Origin of the sequence: Arthrobacter sp. K5, from assembly GCF_040448525.1 — a bacterium.
GTDB lineage: Bacteria > Actinomycetota > Actinomycetes > Actinomycetales > Micrococcaceae > Arthrobacter > Arthrobacter globiformis.
The window spans coordinates 2,471,576-2,497,981 of record NZ_CP159279.1 but is presented as its reverse complement, the minus strand read 5'-3'; the positions used below and the strand labels follow the sequence as shown (position 1 = coordinate 2,497,981).

Below are 26,406 nucleotides of genomic sequence, written 5' to 3'. Positions count from 1 at the left end.
TCTGCGGCCTGTGGATGGCTGCTTTAGCGGAAGACGATGGTGCTGGCCTGGTCGATCAGCACCCGGTGCTCGCAGTGCCACCGCACCGCGCGGGACAACGCCAGGGCCTCCGCGTCCTGCCCGATGGTGGAGAGCGTGGTGGGCCCGTGGCTGTGGTCCACGCGAATGACTTCCTGCTCGATGATCGGACCTTCGTCCAGGTCAGCGGTCACGTAATGCGCGGTCGCGCCAACCAGCTTGACCCCGCGGTCGTAGGCCTGGTGGTAAGGGCGCGCGCCCTTGAACCCCGGCAGGAACGAGTGGTGGATGTTGATGGCCCTGCCCTCCAGGGACCGGCACAGGTCATCGGAAAGTACCTGCATGTACCGGGCCAGGACGACGAGGTCGATGTTGTACTCATCCACGAGCTCGAGCAGGCGCCGTTCGGCATCCTGCTTGGTTTCCGGAGTCACCGGAATGTGAACGAACGGAAGGCCGGCAGCCTCGGCCATCGCCCGGTGCGTTTCGTGGTTGGAAACCACCAGGGCCAGGTCCCCGCCAAGGCTGCCGCCCCGCCAGCGGAAAATCAGGTCGTTGAGGCAGTGCCCGAACTTGGACACCATGACCAGAACGCGCGTCTTGGTCTCGTCGTGGACGTTGAACTTCATGTCAAAGCGCTCCGCGATGGTGCCGAACTCGTCTTCGATCTTCTGCAGGTCATAACCCGTCGCGCCGGAGAAGGCGGTGCGCAGGTGCAGGGTTTGGCGGAGACCGTCGTCGAACTGCTGGTGCTCCTCGATGTTGAATCCGCGCTCGAACAGGAAAGTGGTTACCGCCTGGACGATGCCGGCACGCTGGGCACACGACAGTGTGAGCACAAACTTGCCGGTCTTGGTTTCTCCAGCGGCTTCCGTCAGCGGCGCCGGGCTGGCTTTTGTGGCTGTCTCCACGAGCGTCATTTCAAATCCTTTAGATATATGGTTGATAACCTTATTGATATATCAGCGGTGATGGCCAGCGTATACTGGTGTGCGGATGAGGTCAATAGTTGGCCCGTAGGAGAGGCGGAACGGTGGCTTTTGAAGCTTTGGCGGTGACTGAGGCCGGAGGTTCGAGGTCGTTGGCCGATGTGGCCTATGAACGGATACGTGACAGCCTGCTGACCCTGGAGATCCGGCCCGGGGACCCCCTCTATGACGAGGGAATCGCAAAGGAACTCGGCGTGGGCCGTACTCCCGTCAGGGAAGCCTTGAAACGGCTTGAAGTGGACCGGCTTGTGGTGACGTATCCCCGGCGCGGCACGTTCGCCACGCGCGTGGAGGTTACGGACCTGGCGTTCATCTCGGAGATCCGTGCCCAGCTTGAGCCCCTCGCGGCGGCGCGTGCTGCCCGTGTGGCCACCCCGGCGGCCCGGGACCGGCTCCGCCTCATCGTGGAGGAAGTCGAGGCCTTCGACGTAAACAGCGCATCCGTGGTGGAGACCCTGCGACTGGACGCCCGGGTACACCAGGGAATCTACGCCGCCGCCGCGAATCCGCACCTGGAAGACGCGTTGATCCGCTACGACAACCTGGCAACGCGCATTTGGTGCATGGTGCTGGACCGGCTGCCGAACCTTTCTGGCCATGTGCATGAGCATGTCGAACTGCTGAAAGCAGTGATCAGCGGAGATGAGGCCCGTGCGGCGGAGCTCGCCCGTGCCCACGTCGACGGCTTTGAGAAGGCCGTGCGGACGGCCCTGTTCGCTGCCTGAACAGCCCGCCTAGTGCCTACAGGCCCTGTTGACCGCCTGAAAAAGTGTCCCCGTCGTCCTCACGACGGGGACACTGCTGTTTTGGGGCCCCGGGCTAACGCCACGTGTGCTGGGACGCGATAAGCTCCTGGGCCTCCTCCTCCGTGTCAACGCTCGGCATGGAGCCCGGCAGCGGGCGACGGGCGGATTCACGAAGGAAGTAGATGGCGATCGCACCGATGACAGAGGTGCCCATCAGATAATAGGCGGGGGCCATGTCGTCGCCGGTGGCCTCGATCATGCCCTGGATCAGGAATGGTGTTGTCCCGCCAAAAATCGCCACCGAGAAGTTGTAGGCGATGCCCATGCCGCTGTAGCGGCTTGAGGTGGGGAACAGTGCAGGCAGCGCCGAGGCGAGGTTGGCCACATAAAAGGTCACAGGGAAGGCGACCAGGGAGAGGCCCGCGAGGGTGGACCAGATCTCGCCGATACCGATCAGGGTGAAGGCGGGGACCGCGAACAGGACGGTGCTTCCGGCGCCGATCCACAGGACCGGGCGCCTTCCGATGCGGTCAGAAAGCCTGCCGGTGAGAGGGATGCACAAGGACATCACCACCAGTACCGGGATGGTCAGCAAGGTCCCGTGAACGGGGTCGTAGCCCTTGGATTCGGTCAGGTACGTCGGCATGTAGGACGTCAGGGCGTAGCCAACGGTGTTGGCTGCGCCGGCGAGGATCATAGCCAACACAATCGGACGCCAGTACCTGGCGATGATGCCTACCGGACCCTTGGCGACTGCTGCATCGCCGGCGGCGGCTTCGACGGCGGCTGACTCCTGCGCGTCCAGGGCTGCCTGGAACTGGGGGGACTCCTCGATCTTGTTACGGAAGTAGATGGCGATCAGACCCAGCGGCCCGGCCACCAGGAATGGGAGTCTCCAGCCCCATTCCTCCATCGCGGCTTCGCCGAGGGTGACCTGGAGGACCGAGACCGTGGCCGCGCCCAGGGCAAACCCGATGTAGGAGCCCATGTCCAGGAAGCTGGCGAAGAAGCCGCGCCTCTTGTCGGGGGCATACTCACACACGAACGTGGTGGCACCGGCGTATTCGCCGCCGGTGGAGAAGCCCTGCACGAGCTTCAGGAGCACCAGCAGGGCTGCGGCCCAGACGCCTATCTGTGCGTAGCCGGGCAGCAGGCCGACGGCGAAGGTGCTGGCCGCCATCAGCATCAGTGTGGCGGCCAGCACCTTCTGGCGGCCCACCTTGTCGCCAAGCCAGCCGAACACGACGCCGCCGATGGGGCGGGCAATGAAGGTGGCCGCGAATGTGCCGAGCAGGAACAGTGTCTGGACGGACCTGTCCGCTTCCGGCAGAAACACCGGACCCATGGTGGTGATCAGATAGCCGAAGACGCCGACGTCGTACCACTCCATGGTGTTGCCCACGACTGTGCCGCCGAGGGCCTTCTTGAGCATCCGCTGGTCCACGACGTTTATGTCGGAGGCGGTGAGCCGGCGGGAGGCCTGTCTACTCTTGCTGCTCTGCTCGGTTGTGACATCACCTTTGAGTGTCATGAGGGGTTCCTTACTGGGTATTGACGGGACTGGCGTGCAGCGAGCTGCTGTTCACCCCGCGGACGGGTTCGGCTGGTCTTCGGACTCCAGGGCCAGGAAGCCGCTGTCCCGGACTATGACTGCCTACATGCGACCGCGCGGGGGATCGCATCGTGTTCCGTAGTAATCAACATGACTCATTCTATGCAACAAAGTGCCTCAGCTCACAGTGATAGCCACGAACATGACACGAGTTACGCAAATGGCCCCCATCGCAGGATGGGGGCCATTGTGTTTGCCGGTTTCTTACTGTGCCACTTTGGCGAGGGTTTCGCGTTCGGCGGCGATGGTGGTGTTGTCCCCGTGTCCGGTCCGAACGACCGTGTCCGCGGGGAGGGGGAGGAGGCGTTCGCGGATGGAGGCCAGGATGGTGGGGTAGTCACTGTAGGACCGGCCGGTCGCGCCGGGTCCGCCGTTGAACAGGGTGTCCCCGGTGAACACGGTGTTCTCCGTCTCGAGGTGGAAGCAGGTGGACCCGGGTGAGTGGCCCGGGGTGTGGATCGCCTTCAGCACCGCCCCGGCGACCTGGAACTCGTCCCCGTCCGCGATGGCCTTATCGGGGGTGGTGCCGGGGTAGACCTGTTCCCAGAGGACCTGGTCCTCCGGGTTCAGCCAGATAGGAGCCCCGACAGCCTGGGCGACCTCGCGGGCGGCGCCGATGTGGTCGTTGTGCGCGTGCGTGAGCAGGACCGCCCTCACCTTCCGGCCCCGCACCGCACTGATGATCGCGGCGGCGTCGTGCGGGGAATCAATGATCACGCACTCCTCCTCGTCACCGACGATCCAGACGTTGTTATCCACATCCCAGGTCCCGCCGTCCAGCGAGAACGTGCCCGAGGTGACCAGGTTCTCGATCCTGACGCTCATGCGGACACCCCCGCAGCCCCGGCAGCCGTGGCGGTTGCCGTGGAGGATCCCGCGGGCCGGATTTCAACGACCGAGCGCAGGACCTTCCCGTCATGCATCTTCTCGAAGGCCTCCTCGACCTGGTCGATGGTGATCCGTTCGGACACGAACGCGTCCAGGTCCAGGTTCCCCTGCCGGTAATGCGAGACCAGCATCGGGAAGTCCCGCGACGGCAGGCAGTCCCCGTACCAGGAAGACTTCAACGACCCGCCCCGGCCAAACACATCCAGCAACGGCAACTCCAGGACCATCTCCGGGGTCGGGACCCCGACCAGGACCACCCGGCCGGCCAGGTCCCGGGCGTAGAACGCCTGCTTATACGTTTCCGGGCGGCCGACCGCCTCGATCACCACATCGGCGCCGTTCCCGCCCGTCAACGCCCGGATCGCCTCGACCGGGTCCGTGGCGCGGGAGTTCACCCCGTGCGTCGCTCCCAGCGACTTCGCCATCCCAATCTTGTTCTCATCAATGTCCACCGCGATGATCGTCGTCGCCCCGGCCAGCTTCGCCCCCGCGATCGCGGCGATCCCCACCCCGCCGCAACCGATCACAGCCACCGACTCGCCCCGCTTAACCTCACCGGTGTTAATCGCCGCACCAATCCCGGCCATCACCCCGCACCCCAACAAACCCACCGCGGCCGCGTCCGCGTCCTCATCGACCTTCGTGCACTGCCCCGCAGCGACCAGGGTCTTCTCCGCGAACGCCCCGATCCCCAACGCCGGAGACAGCACCGTCCCGTCCTCCAAGGTCATCTTCTGCGACGCGTTCGCCGTGTTGAAACAATACTGGGCCTGGCCCCTCGCGCACGCCCGGCACTGCCCGCACACCGCACGCCAATTCAGGATCACCCGGTCACCAACAGCAACCTCGGTCACACCCTCACCCACGGCCGAGACCACACCGGTCGCCTCATGACCCAGCAAATACGGGAACTCATCCCCAATCCCGCCCAGCTTGTAATGCAAATCCGTATGACACACCCCGCACGTCAGCACATCCACCAACGCCTCCCCCGGCCCAGGATCCGGCACCAAAATCGTCTCCACCGACACCGGAGCATCCTTCGCCCTGACAACAACTGCCTTCACTTTATGAACCATGAAATCGCGTTCCTTTCGGGTGTTCTGCGGCTCATACAGTCCACCCAGCAGGCGCTTGGCACTGTCTTGCGGGGGAGCGGTGGCCGGAGGTCTTGTGGGTGGCCATCAGCGGCGCGGCTGATATGCCTTTGATATCTGTGAGCTAGGTAACTGATATATAAGCGATCGTATGCGCCGGAACTTGGCTGCGTCAACGTGGCCGGGGCAGGCCTGAAGCCGGCCTCATGGCAACGACGGCACAGCCAGCAAAAACCCCATGACTTACGTCGCCATGCCTTGTAGGGTCGGGGCACGAGCTTCCAGTGGAAGTGTTCTGTACAAGGAGAGATCATGGCAGTCGACGATGAAATGCAGGTCCTGTCCGAGTGGTGCGAGCAGTTGGCGAAGGCGTTGCAGATCCCGGATCTTGACGTCGATCAGGAGCTGCTTCTTGATGTGGCCAGGAAAGCTGCGGATCAAGTAATCCATGCCGCGGCACCGGTGACGGCTTACATGGTGGGCTACGTCGCCGGCCATAAAGCCGGCGGGGGTAACGCGGAGCGTTCCAGGGAGGCGACTGCCCGGGCCGCGGACATCGCGTTCCGGCTGTGCGAGGACCGGGCTAACAGCAAGGACGGCGGGGGTGCCGGCCACACCGGGGTGATGTAGCGGCAGTCAGTCGGTCTCCGGGCCGGAACAGAAGAAGCAGCCGTGATAGTCGCAGTCATCAACAGGGCGGTCTTCATCCGTCTTCGCTTCAACCTGTGTCATGGCGGGCGCCGATGCCATTTGAGATGCCTTTCCTAGTGTGAGCCGCGAGTGCGTTTCTTTAGAGGACCAACGTCAGAGCGGCCGGACCCAGGTGGCTTGTGCCACCCGGATCCGGCCGCTCAGCGCTCAGTGGTGCTTGTGCCCGTTCGGATCAAGCTCATTGTTGGCGCATCGTTCGTCACATTCGTGCTTGGTCACCAGGTCGAACTGGACGCCGCCGTGCTGTTCGACTCCACTGCGGATGGAGCGCTCGACGACAGATGTGACCAGCCGTCTCCGCAGTGACAGCGGATCCCTGCGCAGGTCCCTTGTGAGGGCAAAGCACATCAACAGCATCACGACGACGAATGGCAGCGCAGACACGATGGTGATGCGCTGCAGTCCGGAGAGCGCTTCGGCGGGCTTATCGCCACCGGCGAGCAGCATCACTGCTGCGACGGCGCCGGTGAGGGTGCCCCAGAAGATAACGACGCCGCGGCGTGGTTCTTCAGCGCCGTCGGAGCTGAGCGAGCCCATCACGATGGATGCTGCGTCGGCGCCGGTGACAAAGAAGATGGCCACCAGGACCATCGCCAGGACGGAGACTGCCGCGGCGATGCCCGTGGGGAGGGACAGGTGGTGCAGCAGGTCGAACAGGGCGCCGTCGAAGGAAATCGAGGGAGTTCCGTCGACGATCTTGGCCAGGCCATCGCCGGCGTCCGGGGTGGCATCTGCAGTGGACTGAATGTTGACGGCGGCACCGCCGAAGATGCCGAACCAGATCACGCTGACCACGCTGGGGACCAGCAGGACACCGGTGACGAACTGGCGGATGGTGCGGCCGCGGCTGATGCGGGCGATGAACAGGCCCACGAAGGGTGTCCAGGAGACCCACCAGGCCCAGTAGAAGATGGTCCAGCCGGACATCCAGGTCCGCAGGGCTTCGTCGCCGACGGCCTCTGTCCGGGAGGCCATCTCGGCCAGGTCCCGTGCATAGTCGCCGACTGCCGCCGGGATCAGGTTCAGGATGAAGAGCGTGGGCCCAGCCACGAATACGATGACGGCCAGGACTGCAGCCAGGACCATGTTGATGTTGGACAGCCACTGGATGCCGCGGCTGATCCCGGAAACCGCCGAGGCCACGAAGCAGGCTGTCAGCACGGCAACGATAACCACGAGCACGGGAGTGGCAAGTTGGCCGCCGATCCAGCCGTTGGACGCCATGCCGCTGCCGATCTGCAGGGCACCAAGTCCGAGCGATGCTGCCGTTCCGAAGAGCGTGGCGAAGATGGCGAGCATGTTGATGAGCTTGCCGATGGGGCCTTCCACCCGCTTGATGCCGAACAGGGAGGTGAAGACAGTGGAAATGAGCTGCTTGCGGCCAAGGCGGTAGGTTCCGTAGGCCATGGCAACGCCCACCACCGCGTACATGGCCCACGGGTGCAGGGTCCAGTGGAAGATCGAGGTTGCCATCGCCGTCTGAATGGCAGCGGGAGTCTGGCCGTCAACCGTGCCCGGGGGCGGGGAGATGTAGTGGTAAAGCGGCTCGGCCACACCATAGAACATCAGGCCGATGCCCATGCCCGCAGCGAACATCATCGAGACCCACGAGACCATGGAGTACTCGGGCTTTTCCGCGTCTTTCCCCAGCGGAATGTTTCCGAAGCGGCTGACTGCCAGCCACAGCACGTAGACCACGAACAGGGAGGAGAGGGAGACGAACAGCCAGCCGGTGTTTTTCATGACCCAGTCCAGGACCACCTGGGAAGTGGCGGCGAGATTCTCCCTGCCGGCAAATCCCCAGACAACAAAGGCCAGCGTGAGTACTCCGGCGACGCCGAAGACTACCTTGTCGATGCCTCCCTTCCGGAACAGGTGGCTGCTGCGCCGCGCTTCTTCGTGTTCTGATTCGGTTTCCCGAAGGGCCTGAAGGAGTTCCAGGTCCTCCTGGGGAGTTTCAGGTTCTCGTTCCGACACCGGTTCCACCCCCGAGGCCCGACCGTCTTCACTGCTTTCATCGATAGTGACGTCACTATTGATTGTCATGAGGGGTTTCCTTAATTGAATATGCGGGACGGCCCAGCCGTGCCGCCGGGGTTGGGCCCGGCGCCAGGTTCGGCTCGTCCACGGAGTCGACACCAGGGTGGTCGCCATCGACGATCCTGACTTCGTAAATGCGGACCGACGGTTTCGTCGGAAGCTTTGGTTAGCTCAATCGTTCCGCAGTAATCAACACACTTCGCCTTCAGCAACAGAGTGCGCCAGCCCACACGGGATGTCAAGGACTTTTTTATGATGCCGTCACCTCTTGACAACAGGTGCCTGATGAAATAGCTGTTGCTTATCGTGATTACTGTTGCGCATAAGGCAATGTAGAAAAGTCGACGCAGGCGAACTCCAGAGCCCTTAGAGTGAGCGGTCGGGCGGCGATATCGCAGCCCCGGCAGGCACGGTTCGCCTTGGGCGGAGGGCCATCGACCGCTTGGATGTGGCCGAGCTGGGGGAGGTCCCGCATAACGTAGCGTGGCGTTTCCGCTGCAGCCGGAGCGGGAAGCCGACGTCGGGGCGGAGGCCAGTCAGGACCAGCAAATCCGCCGCAACATTGCGGCGATGAGCCGGCGCCTCCGCAAGTCCGGCGGGGCCTCGGCGGCCGCCGATGCCATGGAGGAGTACCTGGGCGCTCTGGCTCAACGGCGGGTGTAGCCCATGTTGGCGCTGATCTGCAGGCCGGCCTGGCCGAGGCCCTCCACCAGCCCCGGTACCTTCTCCGGGTCGAAGCGGAAGGCCGGGCCGGAGATGCTGACTGCGCCAATCACCGTTCCCAGATGGTTGTAGACCGGCACTGCCATGGAGTTCAGCCCGATTTCGAACTCCTCGAGGACCACCGCGTAGCCGACGTGGGCGACGTCTATCAGCTGCTTCTCGAGTTTGTCGCGCCTGGTGATGGTTTTCGGTGTGCGGGCCGGCAGGCCTGTCTCCTTCAGGATCCGCTCGCGCTCATCTGCGGCCAATGCTGCCAGCAGAACCTTCCCGCTGGACGTCGCGTGCAAGGGAGTCAGGCTTCCCACCCAGTCGTAGGTGGCCAGGGTTGACGGCCCCATGGCCTGGTCCACGTTGACGGCGTAGTTGGAGCGGAGAACGGCGAGGTTGACGGTTTCCTTGAATTCCTCGGCCAGGTTTTCGAGGACCGGGCGGGCCTCGCGGACCAGGCTCAGGCGGCCGGGAATGGAACTGGCCAGGCGCAGGATGCCAAAGCCGAGCTGATACTTGCCCCGTTCGCTGTTCTGGTGGACCATCTCCCTGCCCACGAGGGAGCCGAGCAGCCTGGACACGGTGGACTTGTGGATGCCCATTTCCTCGGCGATTTCGCTCACGCCGGCATGGCCGTCGCGTGCCAGGATCTCCAGGACAGCGAGCGCCCTGTCGACGGATTGGACACCACCCTGCTGGCCGCCCTCGCCGTCGGCGTCGGCATCGGATTCAAGGACATTGTTCGAAGCCATGATCCATACTCTCAAGTAGTTTTCGGCAGCGTGCTTTCCCGGGAGACTGCGTGGGCCGGCCTGGCCGCCGATCCACAGTGTCGATCCTATGCCGGGAAGTGTGACGGAGCCGACATTGCGTTAAGCGCGTTAGCGCCGCCGGAAGTCTCAGGGGTGGAGCCAAATCAGCGCAGGTCAAGGCGCATGAGCACCCGCGGGAAGCCGTTGAGGACGGAGTCGGTGCCGGCCGCCCTGGTGAAGCCTGCCTCCTCGAAGAGCTTGCGGGTGCCCACATAGGCCATGGTGAGGTCCACCTTCTTGCCCTGGTTGTCCACCGGATAACCCTCGATGGCAGGAGCGCCATTGGAGCGCGCAAAGTCGACGGCGCCCTGCAGCAGCCGATGCGAGATTCCCTTTCCCCGGTACCCCGGCCGGACCCGGATGCACCACACCGACCAAACGTCCAGATCGTCCACGTGGGGGATGCGGCGGTTGCGGGCGAAGCTGGTATCGGCGCGCGGATGGACACCTGCCCACCCAACGGCCTCCCCGCCGTCGTACGCCAGCACCCCGGGTGGCGGATCCTGCGCAAGCAGTTCCTGGACCAGTTCCCCTCGGGCGGTACCCCGCAGCTCTACATTCTGCTTGGAGGGGATGCGGTAGCTCAGGCACCAGCACACGGTTGCGTCAGGCCGCTTGGGTCCCACCACCGCTTTCACGTCCGCAAACAGCGACGCCGGACGGACTTCGATCGCCATGCCGCCACCCTGCCACCGGTTGGGGATGTAGACAAGATCAAGCACCAAAACGCAACTTCAGCTTTCCCGAGGACTCTTGCTATCGTGCTCGATACGTTTTGCAGTCCCGCCCGGGACGCGGCAGGGTCAGAGAAAGTTGGGAATGGAGATGTTTGGACGCGCACACGTAGGCATCAAGGGCCACGGCCTGGACGGGCCGGGCAAGGGCTCCCGCGTCGCCTGGATCGTCGCCGGGGCCCTGGCCGCCGCTGTCACCCTGGCGGTGGTTGTGTGGGAGGTTCTTGACCGGACTGAAGATTCTGATGCCGAGCGCACCGGGGAAGAACCGGCTCCGCGCCGGAAATGGTGGTCCGTTAGCTGACCACCGTTCCGGGCGCGGCGTGGGGGTAGCCCGGCTCGCGTCCCTGGAATTCCAGCACGTCCGGGTTGAGAACGACGCCCTCGCGGATCTCGATGGCCCTCCTGATGGTCTCACTGCTATCCCAGGCCGCAGGTCCTGACATGACTGGCTCGAGAAAAGGCAGAAGGGCTTCGCTGATTTCCCAGCTGGAGGAGTTCCACAAGTAGGACGGGCTGTGATCCACCGCGTAATAGTTGATGTGCTCACCCACGGTGAACATCGGCTTTGCGAAGGTAGTGGTCTTGGCCCAGCTGAAGCCCATGCCTTCGTCGCAGGACACATCCACGATCAGGCTTCCCGGCCGGAACGCGGCCAAATCCTCCGTCCGGAGGTAGGTCAGGGGATTGTTCGGATCCTGAAGGGTGCAGTTGACTACGATGTCACCCTCTGCCAGGAACGGGGCCAGGGGAACACGGCCGCGTTCGGTGATGACCTGGCTGAGGAACGGCGCCTTGTCGTCGTGATCAAACTGGGTGATCCGCACTGAGTGGATCGGGGCACCCACCGCAGCAACGCCCCTGTTCGTCAGTACCTGCACGTCGTGGATGCCGTGTGCGTTCAACGCCGTGACAGCACCGCGGGCGGTGGCGCCGAAACCGATGACGACGGCGCGGAGGCGGCGGCCGTAATCCCCGGTGGACCCGCTCAGCGCCAAAGCATGTATGACCGAGCAGTAGCCGGCCAACTCGTTGTTCTTGTGAAAGACATGGAGGCCGAAGCCGCCGTCGGAAGCCCAGTGGTTCATGGCCTCAAAGGCGATCAGCGTCAGCTTCTTGTCGATGGCCAACTGCGTGATGGCCCTGTCCTGGACACAGTGCGGCCAGCCCCAGAGAACCTGTTCGTCCCGCAGCTCGGCAAGGTCCAGCGGCTGGGGTTTGGGTAACAGGACAACGTCCGCCTGCGCCACAATCTCCTGACGGTTGCCCAGCCGTCCGCCCAGCTCGGCGAGCTGGGCGTCGGAAAAGCCGAAACGTTCCCCGTAGCCGCGCTCAAAGATCATGTTCCGGCGCAGCTCCGGCGGGATGCGTTCGAGGTGGAGCGGGTGCAGAGGAACGCGTTGTTCATCCGGTTTGCGTGATGAGGAGAGCACCCCGAGGGTGAGGTAGTTCGGTGAAACGGTCACTTCTTCTTGGCCGGCACGGGCTTGGCGCTGGTCTTGTCAAGTGAGCTGGCGGGTGCCGCGGCAGCCCGCTTGTCGGCACGCTTTTCCTTGATGGATTTGGTGGATTTCTTGGATGCTGCTTGACGGGGGGACTTGTCAGCCATGATCGCTCCTGTAGTGGAACCGAAGAGGTTCCTGACCCCTGACCCTACACCCTGCCGCGAGCCGCCTATCCCTTTGGGTGGGAAAGACTGTCCGAACATGCTGTAGTGCCCGCCTGCCTGGCGTTCGAAGATGGAAGGGCGATCCAAAACCACCCAAGTAAGGAATAAACACATGAAGCTCCAGGTTGCCATCGACCTCCTGACCACCGAAGCTGCTCTCGAACTGGCCGGCAAGGTTGCCGAGTACGTCGACATCATCGAACTGGGCACGCCGCTGATCAAGGCCGAAGGCCTTTCCGTCATCACCGCCGTGAAGGAAGCCCACCCGGACAAGATCGTTTTCGCTGACCTGAAGACGATGGACGCCGGCGAGCTCGAAGCCGACATCGCCTTCAAGGCCGGCGCTGACCTGGTCACCGTGCTCGGCGCCGCTGACGACTCCACCATCGCCGGTGCGGTCAAGGCAGCCCAGGCCCACAACAAGGGCGTCGTCGTTGACCTCATCGGCATCGAGGACAAGGTCACCCGGGCCAAGGAAGTCCGCGCCCTGGGTGCGAAGTTCGTTGAGATGCACGCCGGCCTGGACGAGCAGGCCAAGCCCGGCTTCGACCTGAACGGTCTGCTCCGCGCCGGTGCCGAAGCCCGCGTTCCGTTCTCCGTGGCAGGCGGCGTGAAGCTCGCCACCATCGGTGACGTGCAGAAGGCCGGCGCCGATGTCGCCGTCGCCGGCGGTGCCATCTACGGTGCAGCCGACCCCGCCGTGGCCGCGAAGGAACTCCGCGCAGCCATCGTCTAGGCCCGTCCTGCTTCAAGGCCGACGGCGGCACCCGCCGCAGTGGCGGTCCTCACCGACAGGTGGGGGCCGCCATCGGCGTTTGGAAGGCGTTCCGAAGCGGTTGTTGCGGAAGCGGAACGGCTAGGAACACGATTCCCCGTCTGAATCGAGCCCGGGCAGGGACTTGAGGACCACCTCCACGCCCGAACCCTGCGGAGATTCAGTAGCCGCCTGGCTGCGGGGCACTGCATCAGCGGCCGCCTCCACCCCGACCTCCGCTGTCCGGATCTGCGCCGGTGCCTCCTGCGCGGACCTGTTCTGGTGGCGGTGCGTGGTCCTGTGTTTCCCGTGGTGATCAGGGGAAGTACTTGACACCCGGATCACAGCGTCATCGGAGATCAGCTGTTGTTTCGCCTGCCCCTGCGCGGCGAGTGTTCCACCGCCGGCCGTCCCCAGGAGGATGGCGATACCCGCCACGGCAGCGGCATTACGCGTGCTTGTTTTCATTTGTGGCCCCTTCCGGACCGGGCGGCCTGCATCCCCAGCGCCGTGGAGAAGAGGCCCTTTCTCGAAAGTTACGCCCGCCCGGCCGGGACACAAAGCCTGCGGGTCAGATTAAGAGGGAACTCACAGGTTGGTTCCAGGCAGAGAACCGGTGCGATCCTCCCGTCACCAGCCTGGTGCGGCCGTCCGGGAGCTTAACGGTGGCCTCAACACCGTTGGGCAGGTCCACCCCGAGCGTGAACCGGCCGTGCTCAAGCGTCCAGGCAACGCTGATGCGGCCCCGGGGAGTTACGACGGCGGCGCTCGCCGAAGTGATGCCGCCGCCGGGCTGTGGAGCGATGGCGAGGCGCCGGTAGGCGGCCTCCGCCTCCGCCGGATCCGCCGGCAGCCGAATGCCGGCCAGATGGGTGTACAGGAACGACCCCACCGCGCCTTTGCTGTAGTGGTTCAGTGAACCTCGGGCGCCCTGGTCCGTCACCCCATCCCACCACTCCCACATGGTGGTGGCGCCGGCTTCCAGCATTCCCAGCCAGGAGGGCGTGCCGGCGGAGAGCAGCAGGTCGTAGGCGACGTCCGCGTAGCCGTGGTCTGCGAGGACGGGCAGCAGCAGTCCCGTGGCCAGGAACCCGGTGCCGAGCCGGTTCCCGTTGGCACGGATGAGCTCCACCAGCCGGGCCGCGGTCTGCGGAGCGAGCTCGTCCGGCACAAGCCCGAAGGCCAGGGCGCGGACGTAGTGCCCCTGGGATTCCTCCCTCAGGATGCCGTTCCCGTCCAGGTATTCGGTCCGCCAGGCGGCCAGCACCTGCCGCGCCAGGGCTGCATACTTTGCTGCCGCTGCCGCGTCCTCGAGCACCTCGGCGGCGCGGGCCAGGACACCGGCGGAGCGGAAGAGGTAGGCCGTGGCAACGATCCCATGGTCGCGTGACGGGTCCGGGTTGGGCGGGCTGTCCGGCTCAAGCCACTCGCCGAAATGGAAGCCTGTGTCCCACAGGAACCGCTCGTGCGCCAGCGGCGCGGGACGCCTGCCGGACCGTTCCGGATGGCGCCCACCGGCCGCGGCCGCGGCAGCGTAGTCGACCCATCCGTGCATGGACGGGAACGCCCGGGCCAGGGCCTGCCTGTCCCCGTAGGCACGCCAGAGTGACCACGGGACCAGTACGGCGGCGTCACCCCACCCGGCGGAGCCCGCGGCCATGTCTTCGAAGGCGTTGCCGGAGGGGCCATCGCCGGCGGGGTTCGGAACGACGGTCGGCACCCGGCCGTCGGGCCACTGGTCCGCGGCGAGATCCCTGAGCCACTTGTCACTGAACGCGGCAACATCGAACATCAGGGCCGCCGTGTCCACGAAAACCTGCCAGTCGCCGGTGAATCCGGACCTCTCCCGTTGCGGGCAGTCGGTGGGGACGTCGCACGCATTGCCGCGAAAGCTCCAGGAGATGGCGTCATGCAGGGCGTTCAGCCGCGGATCGCTGCACTCGAACCACCCGGTGCGGTCCAGGGGTGTGTGCACCACGACGGCGGTGATGTCCTCCGCGGCAAGGGTCCCGGGCCGGCCCTCGACCTGGACGTAGCGGAAGCCGTGCGTGGTGTGCCGCGGCTCGAAGGCATCGTCCGGCCGGCCTGCTGACACCACCTCGTCAACCTGGCCGGCAGGCAGGGGCGTCTTGGTGGCGAAGTTGAAGGCGCGGATGTTCTCCAGGGAAACCAGTCCGGCCGTGTCCAGGACCTCGCCGTGCCGGAGGACGGTCCGCGTTCCTTCCGGCCCGAGGTTGCCCAGCCGGACCCACCCATTGATGTTCTGCCCGAAGTCCACCACCGTGATGCCGGGCGCCGGGGCCGTCATCCGGACGGGCCGGATCTCCCCGATCCGCCGCGCCGGCGGTGAGACCGGCAGGACCAGCCGGGTGCGGTCCTCGTGCAGCGGACCCGCGGGCCGGACCACCGGAACCCAGCCATCCGCCGTCGTACGGGTTTGCCCCGCAGAACCGGACGGGGTGAGCCAGGCCGGATCCAGGCGTCGGAAGTCGGTGGTCTGCCCGTCCATGAGGTCGGCGCGGGTGAGGTGGCTTTCGCGGCAGAGCCAGCTTTGGCTGGTGGCGAGGAAGGTCTGCGTAGCCGTGGCGTTGGTGACCGAAGCCAGGAAGGCGGTTTCGGTGCCGAAGCCGTCGGCCCGGCGCTCGAAGCCGTGCCGGCCCCGGAACCATCCGTCGGAGAGCAGAGCGGCAACAACGTTTTCGCCGCGGACCAGCAGGTCCGTGATGTCCCACCGCTGCACCTGGAGCCGCTTCCGGTAGGACGTGAAGCCGGGAGTCAGCTCGTCATTGCCTACGCGGGTGCCGTTGACGAAGAGTTCGTAGATGCCGTGGGCGGTGGCGTGCACAACAGCCCGCTCGTTGGCAGAGCTGCCCGTGTCCCGGGTCTCGGGCGGCCAGGTGAAGGAACCGCGCAGCCAGTAGGCTGGCCGGTTGCCGGCTTCCGTGGAGCCCGTCTCAACAGGGGAAATCCAGGCGGCATCACGGAGCGCGTCCTGGACGGAGGTATGCGAAGTATCGGCAGTCACGGCTTCTCCTTGAAAAGTGTGCTCAAAGAGTAGCCGATAAAAACCGAGTACGCACTGTTTTTATCCGTGGTCCTCCACCCGGTAAGTGTCACCGGTCCAGGCTGCCCAGTCCCGCGGGTCCACCGAGGGCCTGCCCAGCAGGTAGCCCTGGCCCCTGGCGATTCCCAATTCCACGACGGCGGCGAGTTCCTCGCGGCTTTCGATTCCCTCCGCGGACAGCGTCGCGCCGGTCTGTTCGGCGAGAGCGAAAACGAAGGGGGATGCGGCCGGCCGGTCTCCTGAAGCGACGGCACCGGCGAGGAAGTCGCGGTCGACTTTGATGATGTCGGGAAGCAGGTGGAGGATTTGCTTTGCTGAGGTGGCGGCCGGGCCGGAACCATCCACTGCCAGGCGCACACCGTGTTGGCGCAGGGGGCTCAGAACAGCGGCGAGGGCCGCCAGTTCCCGGTCCGCTATGTCGCCCATGATCTCAATGACCATCCTGTCCGGATCGACGCTCCCTCCCAGCATCAGCGCCTGAACGCGGGGATCGGCACATGCGGCGGGGCTCAGGTTGAACGACGCAAACAGGTGGGACGGAATTTCCCCTGCTGCGGCAAGAGCGAGGTGCAGGGCGGCGATTTCCAGGTCCGGCCCCAGGCCCATGGCGGCTGCTCCCCGGAACCAGACGTCTGCGCTGGTCCCTTCATGGCTGACGAACCGTGCCAGGGCCTCAACACCGATCACCTCGCCGCCTGGCAGCTGCCTGATGGGCTGGAAGGCCGTCAGCAGCATCCGCTTTCCCATTGCTGCCGGGGCGGGCTCGGAAGAGTTTTCCGGGGAATCCTCATGCGAGGAGTCGGGGACGTTCCTGGTGCTGATCAGATGGTGCAGCAGTGCCTGTTCGGGGTCGTCCATGTGCGTCGCCAGCAGGTCGAGCAGTTGCTCCCTGGCCCAGGCCTTCTGCGGATCGGAGTCTGCCAGCACATCGCTGATGATCTCCAGCACCTGGCGCCGAAGCGTTTCTCCGTCCACGTTGCGGAACAGTTCCGGTGTATGTTCACCTTCCGGAGGCGACTCGTCCATGGCGTTCACACTACTCCTCGGTAGCTGATGCCGCGATCGAGGCGGCACCCGGGCTGTGGCTATCCGTTACCCCGAAGCGGCGTGGACCGCTACCCTGAAGCGGTGCGGACGAGGCGGAAAACAGGCAGCTACGAGGTAGGCAGGGCCAAGCGGGCCGAAATTCTGGACGCTGCCACGCGGCTCTTTGCGGCCTCGGGCTATCACCGGGTGCCGCTGTCGCAGGTCGCCGCCGACGTCGGACTCAGCGAAAGCGGCCTGCTGCACCACTTCCGCTCCAAAAAGCACCTTCTGCTGGCGGTCGCCGAGCGCCGGCTGGAGCAGACCGCCCTGTGGTGGAGTTCCGTCCAGGCGGACGGCATTGACGATCCGGATGAACTGTTCCGGTCCATGGTCGAATCCACGCGCCGGCTCGTGGCGGAGCCGGGCCTGATTGAGCTCTTCGTGCTGGTTTCGGCTGAAGCCGCGGATCCGTCCACCCCCGCCCACCAGCTGTACGGCAAATGGTACGAGCAGGCGGTAACCGAAACCGCGCAGCTCCTCGACCGCGGGGTGGAGCGTGGCTTCTTCCGGCCGGACACGGATACCCAGGCCATCGCCCGCGAAATCATCGCCGTCAGCGACGGGCTGCAGCTGCAGTGGGTCATCTCCGGAGGCGGGCTGGACCTGGTTGAAGGGATCCGCGACTACGCCCGCCGGCTGGCCCGCTCGATTCTGGTTACTGGAGAACTGCAGGCGCCCTGACCAGCTGCAAAAACCCCTCCAGGTGCGCTGCCATGTCCACCGACTCGTCATACAGCCAGGCCAGCTGCACGCCCTCGATGAGTGCTGCGATTTGCCGCGCCAGAACGGCGGCATCCAGGCCGGGTGAAACGCGGCCCGCGGAAACCTCCCGCTCGATCTCTGCCTGCAGGGAACCAATGATTTCCTCATCCCGGCGCCGGATGAAGCCGTGGGCCGGATGGTCCGGCCGGACGGCCTCGGCACGCAGGGTGGCGTCCAGCTGGATCACGCCCCGTATTCCGGCGTTGCGGCGCATGACCTCCGGCACCGTTTCGAGCAGCCCTTGTGTCTCCAGCAGGGTGCGCCGCCAGGGCCCTTCCTGCTCCTCGCGCCGGACCAGGACGGCTTCCAGCAGCGCGTCCTTGCTCCCGAAGTGGTGGAGCAGCGCGGTGTGGCTGGTCCCGATTTCCTCGGCGATCTGGCGGATCGACAACCGCTGGAACCCCTTTTCGGCGAACACGGCAAAGGCCGCATCCACCAGCTCTGCCCGCTTGCGCTCGCCGTTGGCGTAGGGTGCCCGCCGCCCGCTGCGCGCCGGCTGCCGCGCCGTGGTGGCATCTGCCATGCTCCGCCTCCTTCTGGCCGTGGCCGTCCGAGCTGCACTCTTGCCTTCCTCGAGGCTACCAAGTTTCTTTTCCACTTTGGTCAACAAATTCCCTCGAAAGTATTCCAAGTTGGAAAATGTTTGCCTAAGGTGAAGGTCAACCGCAGAAAGGAACTCCATGACCGACCTCCAGCACTTCCCTGACAACTTCCTCTGGGGCGTGGCCACCGCAGCCCACCAGGTGGAGGGAAACAACACCAACAGCGACACCTGGTTCCTCGAGCACCTGCCGGGCACGATCTTCGCCGAGCCGTCCGGGGATGCCATCGACCACTACCACCGCTACCGTGAGGACATCGCCCTGATCGCCTCGCTCGGGTTTACCACCTACCGTTTTTCCCTTGAGTGGGCGCGCATCGAACCCGAGGAAGGCCACTTTTCCGTCGCGGAGCTTGACCACTACCGGCGAGTGCTGGAAACCTGCCGTGACCACGGGCTGACGCCGGTGGTCACTTACCACCACTTCACCTCGCCGCGCTGGCTGCTCGCCGCGGGAGGCTGGGAGGACGACGCCACGCCGGAACGCTTCGCACGCTACTGCAGCCGCGTGACCGAACACCTTGGCGACCTCATCGGCGTCGCCTGCACCCTCAACGAACCCAACCTGCCGTGGCTCCTCAAAGCACTCGGCATCGGTGGCGAACCGGCCGAGCGGCGTGCGGACGTGCCGCTCTGGTCGGCCGCAGCCGGACGCCTCGGCATCGAGGCAGAAAGGGTTGCACCGTTCCAGTTCACCGTGTCCGACGCCGGCTTCGACATCAAACTGGCAGCCCACCGCGCCGGCCGCGAGGCCATCAAGGCGCACCGGCCGCAGCTCCTGGTCGGCTGGACTCTCGCCAACTCCGACATCCAGGCGGCCGAAGGCGGCCAGCGGGTGGCGGACCGGGTCCGGCGGGACGTCAACGAACGCTTCCTCGAAGCATCCCGCGGCGATGACTTCGTGGGCATCCAGACCTACGGCCGGACCGTCTTCGGACCCGACGGGCTGGCCCCGGTTCCCGAAGGCGCACCCGTCAACGCGATGGGGGAGGAGATCTACCCCCAGGCCCTCGAGGTGACCATCCGCGAGGCCCACCGGATCGCCGGCATCCCCGTCATGGTCACCGAGAACGGACTGGCCACCGACGACGACACGCAGCGGGTCGACTACCTCCGCACCGCCGTCGCAGGGGTTTCCGCCTGCCTCGCGGACGGCATCGACGTCCGCGGCTACATCGCCTGGACGGCCTTCGACAACTTCGAGTGGATCTTCGGTTACGGGCCCAAGTTCGGCCTCATCGCCGTCGACCGCACCACGCAGGAGCGCACGCCGAAGCCCAGCGCCCACTGGCTGGGCGGCGTGGCCCGGGCCGCCCAGGAGCGCCTCACCACGGTGGGCTGAACAGCCCAAAAGAAGCACGACGGCGGTCCGCACCAGATGGTGCGGGCCGCCGTCGGCCGTGGTTAACGCCGCACCGAGACGCCTTCCGTGGGTCCGGCGTTGTAGCCCAGGTTCCGGGAGACGGCCCTGGCCGCAGCCTGGACGGCCGGAGCCAGCACGTTCGGGGGAGTGCCGCCGTCGGGAACCACGATGGACAGGGCCGCGGCCACGGACCCCTCGGCATCAAAAATCGGCGAGGCGACGGACACCGTCCGGGACGGCGCGGACCTCCTGATCATGGCGACGCCGGTGCGCCTGACGTCGGACAGCGTCCGCCGCAGCTGCCCTTCCGGCATGGCGTCCACGCCGGCTTCGGCGTCCGGCGGCTGCCGGATGACCGCTTCCTGGAAGCCGGCATCGGCGCCGGCCAGCAGCACCAGGCCCACCGCCGTCGAACGCAGCGGCGCGCGCCCGCCCACCCGGTACGCCACCTCGGTGGCCTCCTTGGAGGACAGCCGCTCGATGAGCACGGCCTCGCCTTTGTCCCGAACGGCCAGCAGCACGTGGTGCCGGGTGACCGCGAAAAGGTCCTCAAGGTACGGCAGCGCGATCTCCCGGACACCGTGCCCGCGCAGCGACAGCGACGCCACCTCCCACAGCCGCACGCCCACCACGTAGCGTCCGTCCTCGAGCCGCTCCAGGGCGCCCCACGCTACTAGCCGGGCAATGAGCCGCAGCGCCGTCGGCGCCGGCATCCCCGCATGGCGGGCCATCTCGGACAGCGTCAACGCCCGGCGGCGGTCGGTGAAGACGGCGAGCAGGCTCAGCGCCCGGTCGATCACCGGCTCGCCCTGCTTGGGACGCTTGCCGCGCTGCGGAGCCTCAGCTTCCGGTCCTGCTTCTTCCGCCACTGCCATCCTTCCGTTCAGTCATCCCCGTCGTTCCGCCGCCGAGTGACCAGCACCACAATATCGTTTCAACCAATGAAATTCCCGTGGGGCCCGTGACGCCGTCCAAACGATTCTTGTAGAAGCCGGTCACCGGAAGCCATCTGACGAGAGGGCGCCGACCGAACAGCCCGCAGCGGTCGACGCAGACCGCGGCGGGCCCCGGCCCCCAGATGTTGATTCCCGTTCGTCATCGAGAATGCAAAGGCGCACACATGAAACTCCTTCCCACCCCCGCCCGCCGGAGCGCGGCCGTCCTGGCCGGGGCGCTCCTGGTGAGCTCCCTCACCGCCTGTGGCGGCGGAACACAGGCGGCAACCGCCGTCAACAAGGACGCGCTCACCATCGCCATCGACAGCGACAGCGCTTCCTTCGGCTTCGATCCGCTGCGGGTCGCCGACGCGCAGCGCCAGTTCTTCGAAGGCCTTTACGAGAACCTCATGACCCTGCAGCCGGACGGTTCCGTGGGACCGGGCCTGGCCAAAGAGTTCAGCTACAGCGCGGACAACACGGTACTGACCCTGACCCTCAGGGAAGGCGTGGCCTTCACTGACGGCTCCACCCTGGATGCGGCACTGGTCAAGGCGAACCTGGACCGCCGCAGCGATCCGGCGCTGAGCGCCTACTCGGCCATTGCCAAGGGCGGCGCCCAGGAGATCACGTCGGTGACCGTGGCCAGCCCCACCAAGGTGGCCATCAAGTTCGCCAAAGCGCAGCCGGGGTTCGAAAAGAACCTCACGGGCACCATGGGCATGATCGTCGGCAAGACGGCTGCCACCAAGAGCGCCAGCCTTGCCACCACCCCGGACGGCTCCGGCCCCTACACCCTGGACACCACGGGGACCGTCAAGGGCAACAAATACGTGTTCACGAAGAATGAGAAGTACACGGACGCCGCCAAGTACCCCTACAAGAAGATCACCTTCAGCGTCATCCAGGACCCCCAGGCCCGCGCCAACGCCCTCGTCTCCGGCCAGACCGACGTCGCCATGCTCACCTCGCCCACGGTGGACTTTGCCAAGTCCAAGGGCCTGGGCGTCTCCCAGATTGGCGGGACGCTGCACACCATGGTCTCCTTCGACAAGACCGGCAAGACCTCGCCTGCATTCGCGAAGGAGAAGGTCCGCCAGGCGTTCCAGTACGCCATCAACCGCCAGTCACTGGTGGACGCCCTGCACAAGGGCGACATCCCGGCATGGAACGCCCTTCCCAAGGATTCGGCGGGCTACACGGAAGAACTGAACACCAGGTTCGCCTACGATCCGGAGAAGGCCAAGAGCCTCCTCGCCGAGGCCGGCTATGCCAACGGCTTCGAATTCACCATCGTTGGCAGCGCCGAAACCCAGACGGACCTGCAGGCCGTGCAGAAGGACCTGGCCGCCGTCGGGATCAAGATGAACATCAAGATGGCCTCCTCCACCGACGAAGCCTTCGCCGCAGTCGCCACCACGCCCCTGGGCTACGCCTCCCTCGGCTGGGACAACCCGGTGGGCCTGATGTACGGCGTTGTCCTCAACGGCTTCACCAACGTGCAGAAGGCCACCGATGAGCAGCTGAGTGCCGCCACGGGCGAGGCAGCCGCCGCGAAGGACGACGCCGCCAAGAAGGCCGCGCTGACCAAGCTGAACATCCGCCTGGTGGAATCCGGCTGGATGATCCCGCTCTACGAGTCCCTCGCCAACCAGGGCTACAACACCAAGAAGGTCCAGCAGGTGAAGTTCGCCGGCACGAATGCGTACCCGCTGCTCTCTTCCTACGCCCCCGCCAACTGATCCACCTCCCGGCCGGACGCCTTCCCGCGCGGAAGACGTCCGGCCCGGGCACTAGAAAACCTGACCAACGGAGGTCCTGATCAATGGATGTCACCATGGCAATGTTCGCCGCCAAGCGCCTGCTGATGGCACTGGCCACCGTGCTGGTGGTGGCGGTGCTGGCATTCCTGCTGGTCCACGCCATGCCCGGCAGCCCGGGCGCGGTGTCCCTCGGCGCGGGCGCATCGCAGGAAGCCATCGACGACGTGAACCAGCGCCTCGGCTGGAATGATCCCCTGGCGCTCCAGTTCTTCCGGTGGCTGGGCGAGGCCGTCAAGGGCAACTTCGGAACCTCGCTGATCGACGGCCGGTCCGTCAGCGCCGACCTCGCCAGCCGGCTGCCGGTCACGGCATCCCTTGCTGCCGGTGCCACCGTGCTGAGCGCCATTCTCGGAATCGGACTCGGGGTCACCGCAGCCGTGCGCGGCGGGCTGCTGGACCGGATCATCGGAGGGTTCGTCGGGCTCCTCGTGGCGCTGCCCGCCTTCTGGATCGGCATCATCTTCGTCTATCTGTTTGCCGTCCAGTCCTCCGTGTTCCCGGCCACCGGCTACGTCCCCTTCGAGGTCTCGCCGCAGGACTGGGCACTGTCCCTCGCCCTGCCCGTCATCACCCTCGCGGTCGGCGGTGCGGCGTTCATCGCCCGCCAGACCCGGGCCTCCATGCTTGAAGCCCTGCAGCAGGAACACATCCGCACACTGCGCGCCACGGCGACTCCCACCTGGAAAATCCTCTACGTCCACGCGCTGCGGTACGCCAGCCTCCCCATCGTTGCCGGTATCGCCCTGCAGTTCATCGGCCTGTTCGGCGGCTCCGTCATTGCCGAGCAGCTGTTCGCCATGCCTGGCCTGGGCCAGGCAGTCCAGTCCTCCGTCAGCACCCACGACGCCCCGGCCGTCCAGGGCGTGGTGGTCATCGCCACCGTCGTGGTGGTGGCTGTGAACCTGCTTCTCGAACTCGCCACCAAATTCCTTGACCCGAAGTTGCGTGCCTCATGATCACCTCCATCGCACCCACAGCCACCCCACGGAAGACAGCCCTGGCGAAGTTCTCCGGACACCGCCTCCTCACCTCACCCGGCGGCCTCGCCGGTGCTGTGTGGCTCGCCGCCCTGGTGGCCGCATCCCTCACTGCCCCCTGGTGGCTGCCGTACAAGACCGAGGACCAGGACTTCACGGCGGTCCTGTCCGGACCCAGCGCCGCCCATTGGCTGGGCGCGGATGAACTTGGCCGGGACCTGCTCAGCCGCATTTTCGCCTCGGCAGCCGGGACGCTGGGGACGTCGCTCATCACGGTGATTGTCGGCGTCGGGCTCGGGACCATCCTGGCCATGACGGCCGCGGCCAGTGACCGGGCGGAAGGGATCATCAGCCGCGTCACCGAAATCATGATGTCGCTGCCCGGAACGGTCATCATCCTGGCGGTCATTGGAGCGGTGGGGACCAACATTCCGCTGATCATGGCCATCCTGGGCATTCTCATCTCGGCCGGCATCTACCGCGTGATGCTGGGCCAGGCGAAGTCGCTCCAGTCCCAGCTCTACGTCGACGCGGCCAAGGTCGACGGCGTCGGGCCACTGGGAATCAGCGTCCGCCACGTGCTTCCGGGCCTGATGAACACCGTGGTGGTGCAGTCGGCGCTCATATTTGCCGTCGGCATGCTCATCCAGGCGGGACTGGCCTTCATTGGGTTCGGCCCGCCCATTCCCCAGCCGAGCTGGGGCGGGATGATCCAAAGTGCCTCCCAGCACGTCTATGACGCCCCCTGGCTCATGGTCCCCAGCGGCGCCGTGCTCGCCCTCACTGTCCTGTCGGCCAATGCCATCGGCAACGCCCTCGGCAAGTCGCCCAACGCAGCCGCATCCCACCTGCCCTCCGCTGCCATCCGCCGCAAGCGCGCGGCCGATGCGGCGGCAGCAGCAGCGGCCGCGCCTGCCGTGGAACACGCTCCCGCCGCCGGCCAGCTCAGCGTCCGCGGCCTCTCGGTAGGGGTCGACGGCGGCACTCCGCTGGTCACGGACGTCACCTTCGACGTCGCACCGGGCACCGTGCTTGGCCTCGTGGGGGAGTCCGGCTGCGGCAAGACCATGACCGCCGTGTCCCTGCTCGGGCTGCTGCCGTCCGGCGTTTCGGTCACCGGCGGACAGATCCTCTGGAACGGAAAGAACCTGGCCTCGGCTACGGAGAAGGACCTGGAAGGCATCCGGGGGCGGGACATCGCACTGATCTCGCAGGAACCCATGCGTGCCCTCGACCCCATGTTCACGGTGGGCTACCAACTGACCGCCGCCATCCGCCGGCTGCGGAAAGCCGGCAAGGCAGAAGCACGTGCCGAGGCGCTGAGCCTGCTGGAAAAGGTGGGCATTGTTGATGCCCAGCGCATCCTGAAGTCCTACCCGCACCAGATCTCCGGCGGCATGGCCCAGCGCGTGGCCATTGCCCTGGCCCTCTCCGGCAAGCCGCGGCTGCTGGTGGCCGACGAACCCACCACCGCCCTCGATGTCACGGTCCAGGCCGAAATCCTTTCGCTGCTGCGCTCGCTGGTGAAGGACACCGGCATGTCCGTCGTCATGGTGACGCACGACCTCGGCGTCGTGGCGGACATCTGCGACAACGTGGCCGTCATGTACGCCGGCCAGGTGGTGGAAGGCGGCCGGACCGCGAGCATCCTGGACAACCCCCGGCACCCGTACACGCTCGCGCTGCTTGCCGCCGACCCGCACGCCAACACCGCCCACGACATGCCGGAGCGGCTGGCCACCATCAAGGGCCAGGTGCCGCAGCCCAAGGACTGGCCCGCCGGCTGCCGCTTCGCCGCCCGCTGCCAGTTCGCCGGCTCAGCCTGCGCCGTCCCCGTTCCGCTGCTCCCCTCCGGCTCGGAGGACGGCGAGGTGCGCTGCGTCAAAGCCGACGAGCTGGCTGTCGAGGGCCTTGGCTGGCTTGCCACCGAGGTCCCCACCCACCGCGTACTCGAGATCGTTGAAAAGGACATGGCATGAGCATCGACACTGTGGAACTCGAAGACGCCGAAGCAGGCCTGTCCGCCCCGGCCATGCTCGAGGTCAAGGACCTGGTGGTCCGCTACGGCCACGGCCGCAAGGCGGCCTCGGCGCCGGCCGCCGTCGACGGCGTAAGCTTCACCATCCGGCCCGGCGAAACCGTCGGCCTGGTGGGGGAGTCCGGCTCCGGAAAGTCCACCATCGGCAAGGCGATCCTGGGGCTGCAGAAAGTATCCGGCGGCTCAGTCAGCTTCCAGGGCAGCGACATCACCCATGCCAACTCTTCCCGGCGACAGGAACTCGGCGGGGAACTGCGCGCCGTCTTCCAGGACCCCAACTCCTCGCTCAACCCGCGGAAGATCATCGGTGCCTCGCTGGCCGAGCCGCTGCGGGTCCGCGGCGTCGCAGCCGCAGAGGCGCGCAGCCGGGCCGAAGACATGCTGGAACGGGTCGGACTTCCCCGCGAGGCCGTGGACCGGTACCCCAGCCAGTTCTCCGGCGGGCAGCGGCAGCGCATCTCCGTGGCACGGGCCCTGATCTGCGAGCCCAAACTGGTGGTGTGCGATGAGGCAGTAAGCGCCCTGGACCTCTCCACCCAGGCCCAGGTGCTGAACCTCCTCGCCGACCTGCGGGACGAGCGGGGGCTGAGCTACCTGTTCATCGCCCACGACATCTCCGTGGTCCAGTTCCTCGCCCAGCGGGTGGTGGTGCTCTACCGCGGCCAGATCATGGAAACAGGACCGGCCGCGGCGGTCACGGAATCCCCGAAACATCCCTTTACCCAGGCCCTCGTGGCCGCATCACCGGTGCCCCGTCCGGCGGAGCAGGCCGAGCGGAGGAAGCTGCGCGAGTCGCTGGGCGTCCGGACGGCCGCCGCCGTGGCCGCCTCGGCAGGCGGCTGCCCGTTCAGCCAGCGCTGCGCGCTGGCCACCGACCTGTGCACCACCGAACGCCCCGCCCTGCGCTCAGTCGGCCAGTCCGGCGTCGCCTGCCACTACGCCTGAACCACATTGACCCCAACCACAAACTTCAAGG

Annotated in this window: 25 protein-coding genes; 11 read left to right on the top strand and 14 right to left on the bottom strand. The window is 66.1% G+C overall.

Annotated features, from left to right (window positions below; all coding sequences use genetic code 11):
- Positions 1–23: 23 nt before the first annotated feature.
- Positions 24–938, bottom strand: coding sequence for a formyltetrahydrofolate deformylase (gene purU / locus ABRP34_RS11350; RefSeq protein WP_353710268.1), 915 nt, complete (start codon positions 936–938; stop codon positions 24–26).
- 113 nt (positions 939–1,051) lie between these two features.
- Here purU and ABRP34_RS11345 point away from each other — a divergent pair, with 113 nt between their 5' ends.
- Positions 1,052–1,732 (top strand): GntR family transcriptional regulator, encoded by a 681-nt coding sequence (locus tag ABRP34_RS11345; RefSeq protein WP_353710267.1) that lies wholly within the window; start codon positions 1,052–1,054, stop codon positions 1,730–1,732.
- A gap of 94 nt (positions 1,733–1,826) precedes the next feature.
- On the opposite strand, the gene ABRP34_RS11340 is transcribed toward ABRP34_RS11345, so the two are convergent.
- From ABRP34_RS11340 to ABRP34_RS11330, 3 genes are all read right to left on the bottom strand, one after another.
- Positions 1,827–3,284: an MFS transporter gene (locus ABRP34_RS11340; protein WP_003798193.1), complete on the bottom strand. Its 1,458-nt coding sequence runs from the start codon at positions 3,282–3,284 to the stop codon at positions 1,827–1,829.
- A 285-nt stretch (positions 3,285–3,569) separates the two neighbouring features.
- The gene (locus ABRP34_RS11335; RefSeq protein WP_353710266.1) at positions 3,570–4,190 is read right to left on the bottom strand and encodes an MBL fold metallo-hydrolase; all 621 of its coding nucleotides are present in this window, start codon (positions 4,188–4,190) and stop codon (positions 3,570–3,572) included.
- On the bottom strand, positions 4,187–5,332 hold the full coding sequence (locus tag ABRP34_RS11330; protein ID WP_353710265.1) for an S-(hydroxymethyl)mycothiol dehydrogenase: 1,146 nt from the start codon (positions 5,330–5,332) through the stop codon (positions 4,187–4,189). Before ABRP34_RS11330 ends, ABRP34_RS11335 begins: the two co-directional genes overlap by 4 nt.
- Positions 5,333–5,662: 330 nt before the next feature.
- Between ABRP34_RS11330 and ABRP34_RS11325 the strand changes: the two genes are divergently transcribed.
- Positions 5,663–5,980, top strand: coding sequence for a DUF6457 domain-containing protein (locus ABRP34_RS11325; protein ID WP_353710264.1), 318 nt, complete (start codon positions 5,663–5,665; stop codon positions 5,978–5,980).
- A gap of 228 nt (positions 5,981–6,208) precedes the next feature.
- On the opposite strand, the gene ABRP34_RS11320 is transcribed toward ABRP34_RS11325, so the two are convergent.
- The gene (locus ABRP34_RS11320; protein WP_003806310.1) at positions 6,209–8,107 is read right to left on the bottom strand and encodes a BCCT family transporter; all 1,899 of its coding nucleotides are present in this window, start codon (positions 8,105–8,107) and stop codon (positions 6,209–6,211) included.
- Positions 8,108–8,584: 477 nt separating this feature from the next.
- On the opposite strand from ABRP34_RS11320, the gene ABRP34_RS11315 reads away from it, so the two are divergent.
- Positions 8,585–8,764, top strand: a complete 180-nt coding sequence (locus ABRP34_RS11315; RefSeq protein ID WP_353710263.1) for a hypothetical protein — start codon at positions 8,585–8,587, stop codon at positions 8,762–8,764.
- On the opposite strand, the gene ABRP34_RS11310 is transcribed toward ABRP34_RS11315, so the two are convergent.
- Positions 8,749–9,564: an IclR family transcriptional regulator gene (locus ABRP34_RS11310; protein ID WP_353710262.1), complete on the bottom strand. Its 816-nt coding sequence runs from the start codon at positions 9,562–9,564 to the stop codon at positions 8,749–8,751. The genes ABRP34_RS11315 and ABRP34_RS11310 overlap by 16 nt on opposite strands.
- A gap of 164 nt (positions 9,565–9,728) precedes the next feature.
- Entirely contained in the window at positions 9,729–10,301 is a 573-nt protein-coding gene (locus tag ABRP34_RS11305) for a GNAT family N-acetyltransferase (protein WP_353710261.1), read from the bottom strand.
- Between the two features lie 142 nt (positions 10,302–10,443).
- On the opposite strand from ABRP34_RS11305, the gene ABRP34_RS11300 reads away from it, so the two are divergent.
- Positions 10,444–10,662: a hypothetical protein gene (locus tag ABRP34_RS11300; RefSeq protein ID WP_353710260.1), complete on the top strand. Its 219-nt coding sequence runs from the start codon at positions 10,444–10,446 to the stop codon at positions 10,660–10,662.
- Here ABRP34_RS11300 and ABRP34_RS11295 read toward each other — a convergent pair.
- Together ABRP34_RS11295 and ABRP34_RS11290 are read right to left on the bottom strand one after the other, a co-directional pair.
- On the bottom strand, positions 10,655–11,824 hold the full coding sequence (locus ABRP34_RS11295; RefSeq protein ID WP_353710259.1) for a N(5)-(carboxyethyl)ornithine synthase: 1,170 nt from the start codon (positions 11,822–11,824) through the stop codon (positions 10,655–10,657). The genes ABRP34_RS11300 and ABRP34_RS11295 overlap by 8 nt on opposite strands.
- The gene (locus ABRP34_RS11290) at positions 11,821–11,967 is read right to left on the bottom strand and encodes a hypothetical protein (protein WP_175305048.1); all 147 of its coding nucleotides are present in this window, start codon (positions 11,965–11,967) and stop codon (positions 11,821–11,823) included. The genes ABRP34_RS11295 and ABRP34_RS11290 overlap by 4 nt, the downstream gene beginning before the upstream one ends.
- Before the next feature lie 172 nt (positions 11,968–12,139).
- Here ABRP34_RS11290 and hxlA point away from each other — a divergent pair, with 172 nt between their 5' ends.
- Entirely contained in the window at positions 12,140–12,763 is a 624-nt protein-coding gene (gene hxlA / locus ABRP34_RS11285) for a 3-hexulose-6-phosphate synthase (RefSeq protein ID WP_003802977.1), read from the top strand.
- A gap of 120 nt (positions 12,764–12,883) precedes the next feature.
- Here the strand turns inward: hxlA and ABRP34_RS11280 are convergent, their stop codons facing one another.
- The 3 genes from ABRP34_RS11280 to ABRP34_RS11270 all read right to left on the bottom strand — a co-directional run bounded on the left by ABRP34_RS11280 (position 12,884) and on the right by ABRP34_RS11270 (position 16,871).
- Entirely contained in the window at positions 12,884–13,249 is a 366-nt protein-coding gene (locus ABRP34_RS11280; protein WP_003806304.1) for a hypothetical protein, read from the bottom strand.
- A gap of 103 nt (positions 13,250–13,352) precedes the next feature.
- Complete coding sequence (locus ABRP34_RS11275) at positions 13,353–15,806, bottom strand: family 78 glycoside hydrolase catalytic domain (protein WP_353710258.1); 2,454 nt, start codon at positions 15,804–15,806, stop codon at positions 13,353–13,355.
- 60 nt (positions 15,807–15,866) lie between these two features.
- Positions 15,867–16,871 (bottom strand): EAL domain-containing protein, encoded by a 1,005-nt coding sequence (locus tag ABRP34_RS11270; protein WP_353713350.1) that lies wholly within the window; start codon positions 16,869–16,871, stop codon positions 15,867–15,869.
- Between the two features lie 81 nt (positions 16,872–16,952).
- Between ABRP34_RS11270 and ABRP34_RS11265 the strand changes: the two genes are divergently transcribed.
- Positions 16,953–17,612 carry a TetR/AcrR family transcriptional regulator gene (locus ABRP34_RS11265; RefSeq protein ID WP_353710257.1) on the top strand — a complete coding sequence of 220 codons (660 nt, stop codon included), beginning with the start codon at positions 16,953–16,955 and terminating at the stop codon, positions 17,610–17,612.
- Here the strand turns inward: ABRP34_RS11265 and ABRP34_RS11260 are convergent.
- Complete coding sequence (locus ABRP34_RS11260; RefSeq protein ID WP_353710256.1) at positions 17,587–18,216, bottom strand: helix-turn-helix domain-containing protein; 630 nt, start codon at positions 18,214–18,216, stop codon at positions 17,587–17,589. The genes ABRP34_RS11265 and ABRP34_RS11260 overlap by 26 nt on opposite strands.
- A gap of 157 nt (positions 18,217–18,373) precedes the next feature.
- On the opposite strand from ABRP34_RS11260, the gene ABRP34_RS11255 reads away from it, so the two are divergent.
- On the top strand, positions 18,374–19,636 hold the full coding sequence (locus ABRP34_RS11255) for a family 1 glycosylhydrolase (protein WP_353710255.1): 1,263 nt from the start codon (positions 18,374–18,376) through the stop codon (positions 19,634–19,636).
- Between the two features lie 62 nt (positions 19,637–19,698).
- Here ABRP34_RS11255 and ABRP34_RS11250 read toward each other — a convergent pair whose 3' ends face one another.
- Positions 19,699–20,532 (bottom strand): IclR family transcriptional regulator, encoded by an 834-nt coding sequence (locus ABRP34_RS11250; RefSeq protein ID WP_353710254.1) that lies wholly within the window; start codon positions 20,530–20,532, stop codon positions 19,699–19,701.
- A gap of 245 nt (positions 20,533–20,777) precedes the next feature.
- Between ABRP34_RS11250 and ABRP34_RS11245 the strand changes: the two genes are divergently transcribed.
- The 4 genes from ABRP34_RS11245 (at position 20,778) to ABRP34_RS11230 (ending at position 26,375) form a co-directional block, all read left to right on the top strand.
- The gene (locus tag ABRP34_RS11245) at positions 20,778–22,334 is read left to right on the top strand and encodes an ABC transporter substrate-binding protein (RefSeq protein WP_353710253.1); all 1,557 of its coding nucleotides are present in this window, start codon (positions 20,778–20,780) and stop codon (positions 22,332–22,334) included.
- A gap of 83 nt (positions 22,335–22,417) precedes the next feature.
- Positions 22,418–23,371 carry an ABC transporter permease gene (locus tag ABRP34_RS11240; protein WP_353710252.1) on the top strand — a complete coding sequence of 318 codons (954 nt, stop codon included), beginning with the start codon at positions 22,418–22,420 and terminating at the stop codon, positions 23,369–23,371.
- Positions 23,368–25,371, top strand: a complete 2,004-nt coding sequence (locus tag ABRP34_RS11235; RefSeq protein ID WP_353710251.1) for a dipeptide/oligopeptide/nickel ABC transporter permease/ATP-binding protein — start codon at positions 23,368–23,370, stop codon at positions 25,369–25,371. Before ABRP34_RS11240 ends, ABRP34_RS11235 begins: the two co-directional genes overlap by 4 nt.
- Entirely contained in the window at positions 25,368–26,375 is a 1,008-nt protein-coding gene (locus ABRP34_RS11230) for an ABC transporter ATP-binding protein (RefSeq protein ID WP_353710250.1), read from the top strand. The genes ABRP34_RS11235 and ABRP34_RS11230 overlap by 4 nt, the downstream gene beginning before the upstream one ends.
- Positions 26,376–26,406: the final 31 nt, after the last annotated feature.

What these genes read in the sequence shown, in the direction of transcription:
- ABRP34_RS11320 (WP_003806310.1), bottom strand. Translation starts at nt 8,107, where the DNA reads ATGACAATCAATAGTGACGTCACTATCGATGAAAGCAGTGAAGACGGT.
- ABRP34_RS11310 (WP_353710262.1), bottom strand. Translation starts at nt 9,564, where the DNA reads ATGGCTTCGAACAATGTCCTTGAATCCGATGCCGACGCCGACGGCGAG.
- ABRP34_RS11290 (WP_175305048.1), bottom strand. Translation starts at nt 11,967, where the DNA reads ATGGCTGACAAGTCCCCCCGTCAAGCAGCATCCAAGAAATCCACCAAA.
- ABRP34_RS11305 (WP_353710261.1), bottom strand. Translation starts at nt 10,301, where the DNA reads ATGGCGATCGAAGTCCGTCCGGCGTCGCTGTTTGCGGACGTGAAAGCG.
- ABRP34_RS11230 (WP_353710250.1), top strand. Translation starts at nt 25,368, where the DNA reads ATGAGCATCGACACTGTGGAACTCGAAGACGCCGAAGCAGGCCTGTCC.
- ABRP34_RS11235 (WP_353710251.1), top strand. Translation starts at nt 23,368, where the DNA reads ATGATCACCTCCATCGCACCCACAGCCACCCCACGGAAGACAGCCCTG.
- ABRP34_RS11255 (WP_353710255.1), top strand. Translation starts at nt 18,374, where the DNA reads ATGACCGACCTCCAGCACTTCCCTGACAACTTCCTCTGGGGCGTGGCC.
- purU (WP_353710268.1), bottom strand. Translation starts at nt 938, where the DNA reads ATGACGCTCGTGGAGACAGCCACAAAAGCCAGCCCGGCGCCGCTGACG.
- ABRP34_RS11250 (WP_353710254.1), bottom strand. Translation starts at nt 20,532, where the DNA reads ATGGCAGTGGCGGAAGAAGCAGGACCGGAAGCTGAGGCTCCGCAGCGC.
- ABRP34_RS11330 (WP_353710265.1), bottom strand. Translation starts at nt 5,332, where the DNA reads ATGGTTCATAAAGTGAAGGCAGTTGTTGTCAGGGCGAAGGATGCTCCG.
- hxlA (WP_003802977.1), top strand. Translation starts at nt 12,140, where the DNA reads ATGAAGCTCCAGGTTGCCATCGACCTCCTGACCACCGAAGCTGCTCTC.
- ABRP34_RS11325 (WP_353710264.1), top strand. Translation starts at nt 5,663, where the DNA reads ATGGCAGTCGACGATGAAATGCAGGTCCTGTCCGAGTGGTGCGAGCAG.
- ABRP34_RS11260 (WP_353710256.1), bottom strand. Translation starts at nt 18,216, where the DNA reads ATGGCAGATGCCACCACGGCGCGGCAGCCGGCGCGCAGCGGGCGGCGG.
- ABRP34_RS11245 (WP_353710253.1), top strand. Translation starts at nt 20,778, where the DNA reads ATGAAACTCCTTCCCACCCCCGCCCGCCGGAGCGCGGCCGTCCTGGCC.
- ABRP34_RS11335 (WP_353710266.1), bottom strand. Translation starts at nt 4,190, where the DNA reads ATGAGCGTCAGGATCGAGAACCTGGTCACCTCGGGCACGTTCTCGCTG.
- ABRP34_RS11340 (WP_003798193.1), bottom strand. Translation starts at nt 3,284, where the DNA reads ATGACACTCAAAGGTGATGTCACAACCGAGCAGAGCAGCAAGAGTAGA.
- ABRP34_RS11300 (WP_353710260.1), top strand. Translation starts at nt 10,444, where the DNA reads ATGGAGATGTTTGGACGCGCACACGTAGGCATCAAGGGCCACGGCCTG.
- ABRP34_RS11240 (WP_353710252.1), top strand. Translation starts at nt 22,418, where the DNA reads ATGGATGTCACCATGGCAATGTTCGCCGCCAAGCGCCTGCTGATGGCA.
- ABRP34_RS11280 (WP_003806304.1), bottom strand. Translation starts at nt 13,249, where the DNA reads ATGAAAACAAGCACGCGTAATGCCGCTGCCGTGGCGGGTATCGCCATC.
- ABRP34_RS11270 (WP_353713350.1), bottom strand. Translation starts at nt 16,871, where the DNA reads ATGGACGAGTCGCCTCCGGAAGGTGAACATACACCGGAACTGTTCCGC.